The organism is Brevibacillus reuszeri (genome assembly GCF_002897295.1).
GTDB lineage: Bacteria > Bacillota > Bacilli > Brevibacillales > Brevibacillaceae > Brevibacillus > Brevibacillus reuszeri_A.
Map to the genome: position 1 here is coordinate 1 of NZ_BEXF01000059.1, position 5,771 is coordinate 5,771.

9 protein-coding genes are annotated in these 5,771 nt (G+C 43.1%); all 9 read right to left on the minus strand.

Annotation, left to right across the window (positions count from 1 at the left end; translation table 11 throughout):
- Positions 1-270: 270 nt before the first annotated feature.
- The 9 genes from C3B52_RS34920 to C3B52_RS34955 all read right to left on the minus strand — a co-directional run bounded on the left by C3B52_RS34920 (position 271) and on the right by C3B52_RS34955 (position 5,579).
- Positions 271-1,437 (minus strand): replication initiation factor domain-containing protein, encoded by a 1,167-nt coding sequence (locus tag C3B52_RS34920; protein ID WP_103110936.1) that lies wholly within the window; start codon positions 1,435-1,437, stop codon positions 271-273.
- 320 nt (positions 1,438-1,757) lie between these two features.
- The gene (locus C3B52_RS37695; RefSeq protein WP_235615968.1) at positions 1,758-1,904 is read right to left on the minus strand and encodes a hypothetical protein; all 147 of its coding nucleotides are present in this window, start codon (positions 1,902-1,904) and stop codon (positions 1,758-1,760) included.
- Positions 1,905-1,990: 86 nt separating this feature from the next.
- A complete protein-coding gene (locus tag C3B52_RS34930; protein ID WP_164685075.1) occupies positions 1,991-2,689 on the minus strand; it encodes a zonular occludens toxin domain-containing protein in 699 nt (232 codons plus the stop codon).
- Positions 2,690-2,975: 286 nt separating this feature from the next.
- Positions 2,976-4,214, minus strand: a complete 1,239-nt coding sequence (locus C3B52_RS34940) for a hypothetical protein (protein ID WP_103110940.1) — start codon at positions 4,212-4,214, stop codon at positions 2,976-2,978.
- Positions 4,195-4,353: a hypothetical protein gene (locus tag C3B52_RS37085; RefSeq protein WP_164685076.1), complete on the minus strand. Its 159-nt coding sequence runs from the start codon at positions 4,351-4,353 to the stop codon at positions 4,195-4,197. The genes C3B52_RS34940 and C3B52_RS37085 overlap by 20 nt, the downstream gene beginning before the upstream one ends.
- A gap of 65 nt (positions 4,354-4,418) precedes the next feature.
- Positions 4,419-4,688: a major capsid protein gene (locus C3B52_RS34945; protein WP_103110941.1), complete on the minus strand. Its 270-nt coding sequence runs from the start codon at positions 4,686-4,688 to the stop codon at positions 4,419-4,421.
- A gap of 121 nt (positions 4,689-4,809) precedes the next feature.
- Positions 4,810-5,022, minus strand: a complete 213-nt coding sequence (locus tag C3B52_RS34950) for a hypothetical protein (RefSeq protein ID WP_103110942.1) — start codon at positions 5,020-5,022, stop codon at positions 4,810-4,812.
- A 106-nt stretch (positions 5,023-5,128) separates the two neighbouring features.
- Positions 5,129-5,251 (minus strand): hypothetical protein, encoded by a 123-nt coding sequence (locus tag C3B52_RS37995; protein WP_268811930.1) that lies wholly within the window; start codon positions 5,249-5,251, stop codon positions 5,129-5,131.
- A 37-nt stretch (positions 5,252-5,288) separates the two neighbouring features.
- A complete protein-coding gene (locus C3B52_RS34955; RefSeq protein WP_103110943.1) occupies positions 5,289-5,579 on the minus strand; it encodes a hypothetical protein in 291 nt (96 codons plus the stop codon).
- Positions 5,580-5,771: the final 192 nt, after the last annotated feature.

Sequence of the window (5,771 nt, forward strand, 5' to 3'; positions counted from 1 at the left end):
AAAAAAAAAACATGGAAATATCAACTACTTTTTTACATGGTCTGACAAAATTCTCTCTATGTACCTTTCCAGTTTTTCATTGTCTAATTTCTCAGATTCTAGTTTCCATATAACAGGATTTGGCAATCTTATGATTAGGTTTGACGATTTTTCTTCCTCTGGCTTCCTTGGACGTGGTGACATCATCCCACACCACCTCTTCATTAGAAATTTTTTCCTTTAGCATAACAAAAAAGACCCCTCTGCTCATACAGCAGAAAGGTCAGTAATTTAATCGGAAATATCTACATCTTTAATATCTGCTTGGGGCAATGAAAATTCATAGAGTCTCCTAAACTCTTCTACAATGATTCTATCTTTTGCAGAAACTTTAGATAGCCCCTCTTTGATCAATTTATCCATCCACTTATCATCTATCCCGCGATAAGCGAAAAGAAGCATAGCAATAGATTTGGAAACCGACTTAGATAGCCATTCATGAATTGAGTAAACTGTCCGATCAGGGAGAGCACTGGCAACCCTCAAAGGCTCGACTCCTTCTAAAAACTCTTCCCACCAAGGAGAAACTTTCCAGCGTCTTTTGTTACTATCGTTCGAAGGCTCTCTAAATTTTATGTACTCTTTCAACACACCAGCTGCTATAACTCCCAAATCTTTATAGTGATCTCCACCCATCGAGAGCAACAAATTACTGAAATCAACTGCTCTTTTCCGCTTGTACCGTAACTCTATACGATTCCAAACAACATCTTTCAATGCCAACTGTTTATTTTTTTCATACATACAAACAGTGAAATCACTTTGCTTGCTACCAAAATAAAGAGTCAGACCCTTATTGCTCTTGTTGAAATCAAAATCCCCACCGGGTCTCCAGCTATGAAACTTGGTAGTAATCTCCCCTTCTAGCAATTTAAAAAACACATCACGCATAACGAACATACCATCATGGTCATCAATCGCCACATCTATACGAGAGAACTTACCGCCACCAGAAACAACCCCCTCGATTACGTTGTACCAGTTGTATTTATCCACGCCCAGGCGTGTAAACATCACTTCTGAAAAACGGCAACCCTGACCAGTTATGTCGATATGTATTCCCTGCTCTTCTGTACCGTTGTAATAGATGATGATGTGTTCAAATTCAATAGATTCGCCGTAACCCTCATAGTTTTTACGACCCTCTGCCCACCCATCGAGAGGAATACCGATGAATTGATTTAGGAATTCTTGAACCTTTTGAACAGTCCAAAAATCGTAACTGAAGGTAAAACCGAACCAGTCAAAAAGGACTTTAATTTTTCTGCTCTTTACGGGCAAATTTGGAGTCGATGTACAACCTACGGGGGTGTTACTATGGGCCCCGTGTACATGAACCTCCCAATCGTCAAAATCTTCCTCTTTAAAATCATCGAAAGAACTGTTAAAATTAGACATAGAAAAAGACACTCCTCTACGGTACGTTTAGTGATCTAGTCAATTACTAGCTTACCATGAGGGTGTTTTTTTTTCTACCAAAAACGTCATCATTATACTTTATCTACCATTTTCAGCCCTCATATGCTATAACCTTGGGGGCGCACCCCCAAACCCTGCCCAGCGTAGCACGCTGGACCGCTATTCCCTCGCCGGGGGGCAACCCCAGCAACGGGTTGCTGGGGAATCAAAAGGGTGACCTTCTTCTACATCCATCAGATAACCCGCTGTCAAAGGGGTAGTATTTTTACCGGGAACAACACCCGGAAAAAATCTCCACCCTAATCTTTGACATCTGCCATAGACTCAAAAAAATCTATCAAATCCCGATCATCCACTAATGCAGCTGCTACGGTCAAAACCCTCTGGATACTTACCCCATATTTTTCCGCGACAATCGAAAAACGGTCACTCAAAGCAGGTGACAAGTACACATCTAAACGCCTATTCTTCTTCTTATGCGGTTCGAAGGAACACAGCGCGAGGGGCGCCCTCCCTACGGGCTTCCCTCCCCTCACGCCGTTTCCTCCTTCGCACCGGACAGATCCGGACGACAATTCCCCCAATGCAGATCCACAGCAAACGCCTGGTCAAATTCTAATGAATCTTCCAGAGATCCAAAAAGTTTGTGTGTATCATACAACGAGGAAAATTTCTTCACGAACAAGGATGATTCACTGCTCAAACGTTCTCTTGTCTGCTTCCAGTAAGTAACATACATAAAGATCGTGAACGGTAACATCGAGAACGGGAAAATATTGTTCGCTTTCCTGTGCTTTATCTCATACTCACAACAAGCTCTAATTGTCCTGTTAATCTGCTTGTCATCCTGCATGACCAAAATAAAGTCATACCCCAACTTGCGTGACTGGGTAAAAAATTTATTCCAGTACTTTTGCAACGGGGAAGTTGATTTATCTGGGGGAAAATAGTTTCCAGCCTCATCGATCACGACAAGGCAATTCCCCTCCCCTTCATTGAATCCCATATCCTTTGAAGTTTTCAGCAAGAAGGAAATTGCCCGCTCATCCTCCAGCAAATGGTCAGGCAAAAACAAGAAACGATCTGCATACCCTTTCCGCACCATGTACGGAGGGAAACTAAGCGGAAAATTGGCAATTACATGCTTCCCTTTCCCCAAGTACTCCACGATCTTTTCCAAAGCGTGATAACTCTTACCACTGCCGATCGTGCCGACATATTGCCAAATCAAAATACATCAGCTCCTCACCATCTTTATCCAACGCGCAATAACGCGAATGGCATAATACGTAATTACCGCAGTGAGAACCAAGGATAAATGACCCAGCATAGTCGGAAAATCTATCAACCAAGTAATATACCCTAGCTTCACCGAGGAAGGTGGAGAACTAGGAGCCTCAAAGGGTGTATCTGGAAACAGCATGATCAAACCCTGTAAAACAGCTCCTAGCCCTGCAATTATCAAGTTTAGTAAGTCTATAAAAAACTGACCAATCGAGGACACCAAGACCCCTCCCCTACTCCGGCAGAAGCCTACGAATAGAAAGCACAATTGCTATATCGAACGCCAGTATCAGGAACCACCTGACCACTACCGCTATTGGGTCAAACATCGAAAAATTAATATCAAATTTCAATTTCACTTCAGAACCAAAAACAGGAATACTCTTGTCAATCTTAATGATTGGGGTCTGCGGTTCCACATTGAAAACAGACAGCTGCCGTTTTATATCCCAAGGAATACTGAAAGGGAATTTACGTGTCAGCTGATCACCAGCCAACTTCAACGGTTCCATATTAATAGTTGCCGTTTTCGGAAGCTCCCAAGGTGGATTAGTCGTTCCTGGGGGAACAGTCGGGTCAACAGGAACATCTATGTCTTTATCTAAAACGGTCGGGTCACTTATGACGTAATCGGATGGAATGACCATGGGCATATCCCCAGTAGTCGGGAACGGCAAAACAACCGGAGGATTTTTTGTAGTCACTTTCCCTTTAGGGTAATATTCATTTACCAAAACGGTATCACCAGTTGCAACCGTGCCGATCGGAGCCGTGAGGGGAACTCCCATATCCAATGTTTTGTAAGACATGGTCATGTAATACAGGTACCGAACGATAAAGTGCTGAATCCCTGCACTATACGTACCCACTTGAACCTCATATGTGCCTGCAATACCTTTTACAGCAGTAGAACTCTTACTCATCCAAGCAGATTGTGCAGCGTTGTAATAATTGACCGTCACACCATCCGCCACATATTTCCCATCTATCGTCCTGAGTCCGTACAACTCGATATACCAGCCATTACCGGAAGTAGAACCCCAATAAGCATCACCATAACTTACAGGGACATTAACAGGAACTGTACCATCTGGCATCGTGTCAACAGTCGCGTTCAGCTCATCAATGTAGTTGGCCAAATCGTTCCCGATCTCCAAACCTAATGCTCCAGCAATCGAGTAACGAACCCATTTGCTATCAATGGACTTTACAGCAGTCTTAGCGATACCATCCAATTTAGTTACCATTGACACGCCCTGACGCTGAACAAACCCTTTTAACACAGTTTTTGCCGCTTCTTTGGAAGCAAACTGTATACCCGATCTGATCGCGATACCTTCCAAGATCGCCAAGCCCTCCGCACCAACTACCGCAATAACGGGAGCGAACGCAAAAGCGCGTTCTACATACATCGTAGAGAGGAAAGAAACGCACATTAAAATTACGAGTGCCTTACTTAATAACTTTCGCATCATATATGACCTGCCCTATTAACTGGTTTGTCCGTGCCCCCAGTTGTTCAGCTGGTTCCTTCAAACCTTCCGAAACATAATTCGCAAATCCCAAGCCCAACACCATTAGCACCAACGAACCAAAGACCAGCTTTTCCACCATATCCCTCCTAATCAAAAAAGGGATGGGACTCTGCCCATCCCTTGCCGGTTAACTGAGTTAACCTATTTTGCAAGCATGTTGAAAAGTTTCTTGCCATATTTCCACGCCAAGATGATACCCATTACAGTTACCGCAGTTGCCGCAACCGCACCGATCACGGTCATAACTGTTGTTGTCATGGAACTGAATGTTGTAGTCACCTGTGTTGTATCGATAGTCGGATCAGCCGCAAAAGCAGAGATTGCGGAACCTACTACAAGACCAACCGCCAGAGAAGAAGAAACAACTGCTTTCTTGCCAGATTGCCATACGTTTTTCAAAACATTACGCATTATGATACCCCTCCAAAACTCTTAAATAAATTTATAGCACCTGCACACCCGAAACCGAACACAGTAGACCAGCCGAGCCACAGGACACCATCAAAAAAACGATCAAGAACAAACTGGGCAATCACTTAAACGCCCTCCATCCAACAAAGAAACCCAACAAGATCAGCCCACCTAAAAGCACGAACAGACCGCCAACCAGATACAACTGGATTTCTTCGATCATCTTAATGTGCGCTATCATTTCTTGATGCCTGGCTAAACTATCAGCTTGCATCTGCTGGAGAATGGAGATGATCTGATCACCCTGATCAGAAGTCATTGCACCTTCATTCATCTGCCTCTCCCCCTCCAACGCTTGCGCACCCATCTATATACTTTCAACAATGGAACTGCAAGGATGATTAACCACCCTTTCCAGTCCATTGAGTGAATGGCAGCCATTACGCTTCCGAGGACTCCGTCGAACATTCTTCATCATCCTCTGCCAAGTCTCCCAGCTTGTCCAAAATCTCACGATCTCCAGCAAAGACCATTCCCTGCTGTTCGGCTTCCATGTACCACATGGAAATCCTATGCCATTCATGTGCGGTTAACGGCTTCTTAAAAGTCATCAAATTTACCCGCACTACCAGCTGAGTATTTAGAAAGATCGAGAATCAAGTCATCAGAGATATGACCGTTTGCAAAAAGATTAATGTAGTTGTTTCTAGCTGTAACATTGCAAGCAAGTGTTATTTCTTGATCTTTGGCCACATTCGGCAACAACTTGCGATCATAACCAACATAGTAATCTTTGCCTTGACTCTCAATTCTCAAAGTATCAAAGCAAGTGCCGTCCTCTTTTGGGGTACCGGCTTTACGTCCTGTAACTGTGCCTGTAACAATAATCAATTTAATTACCCCCTTCAAAATACGAACAAGTATTCTTAGCAGAAAACACGTTCTGATAGAATTGTAAAAAAAAAACATGGAAATATCAACTACTTTTTTACATGGTCTGACAAAATTCTCTCTATGTACCTTTCCAGTTTTTCATTGTCTAATTTCTCAGATTCTAGTTTCCATATAACAGGATTTGGCAAT